The following is a 1,178-nucleotide window of genomic DNA, read 5'->3' on the forward strand; positions in this document are numbered from 1 at the left end:
AGGATGAACGGGTTGCAATAAAATGGTGGCTGCGACTGTTTAATAAAAACACAGCACTCTGCAAACACGAAAGTGGACGTATAGGGTGTGACGCCTGCCCGGTGCTGGAAGATTAAATGATGGGGTGCAAGCTCTTGATTGAAGTCCCAGTAAACGGCGGCCGTAACTATAACGGTCCTAAGGTAGCGAAATTCCTTGTCGGGTAAGTTCCGACCTGCACGAATGGCGTAACGATGGCCACACTGTCTCCTCCCGAGACTCAGCGAAGTTGAAATGTTTGTGATGATGCAATCTACCCGCGGCTAGACGGAAAGACCCCATGAACCTTTACTGTAGCTTTGCATTGGACTTTGAATCAATCTGTGTAGGATAGGTGGGAGGCTTTGAAGCGGACACGCTAGTGTTCGTGGAGCCAACCTTGAAATACCACCCTGGTTCATTTGAGGTTCTAACCTTGGTCCGTTATCCGGATCGGGGACAGTGCATGGTAGGCAGTTTGACTGGGGCGGTCTCCTCCTAAAGTGTAACGGAGGAGTTCGAAGGTACGCTAATTACGGTCGGACATCGTGATGATAGTGCAATGGCATAAGCGTGCTTAACTGCGAGACCGACAAGTCGAGCAGGTACGAAAGTAGGACATAGTGATCCGGTGGTTCTGTATGGAAGGGCCATCGCTCAACGGATAAAAGGTACTCTGGGGATAACAGGCTGATTCCTCCCAAGAGTTCATATCGACGGGGGAGTTTGGCACCTCGATGTCGGCTCATCACATCCTGGGGCTGTAGCCGGTCCCAAGGGTATGGCTGTTCGCCATTTAAAGTGGTACGTGAGCTGGGTTTAAAACGTCGTGAGACAGTTTGGTCCCTATCTGCCGTGGGCGTTGGAAATTTGAAGGGGGCTGCTCCTAGTACGAGAGGACCGGAGTGGACGAACCTCTGGTGTACCGGTTGTCACGCCAGTGGCATTGCCGGGTAGCTAAGTTCGGAAGAGATAACCGCTGAAAGCATCTAAGCGGGAAACTTGCCTTGAGATGAGATTTCCCAGAGCCTTGAGCTCTTTAAAGGGTCGTTCGAGACCAGGACGTTGATAGGCTGGGTGTGGAAGTGCAGTAATGCATTAAGCTAACCAGTACTAATTGCCCGTACGGCTTGTCCCTATAACCTTGGTAGTCCAGGGTT

At 51.2% G+C, this 1,178-nt stretch carries 1 rRNA gene; it reads left to right on the top strand.

Features of this window, described 5'->3' with window-relative positions:
• Window positions 1-1,156: ribosomal RNA gene (locus tag IFU00_22820) — 23S ribosomal RNA — on the top strand; the annotation flags it as partial.
• Window positions 1,157-1,178: the final 22 nt, after the last annotated feature.

This window comes from Oxalobacteraceae sp. CFBP 8761 (assembly GCA_014841595.1).
GTDB lineage: Bacteria > Pseudomonadota > Gammaproteobacteria > Burkholderiales > Burkholderiaceae_D > Telluria.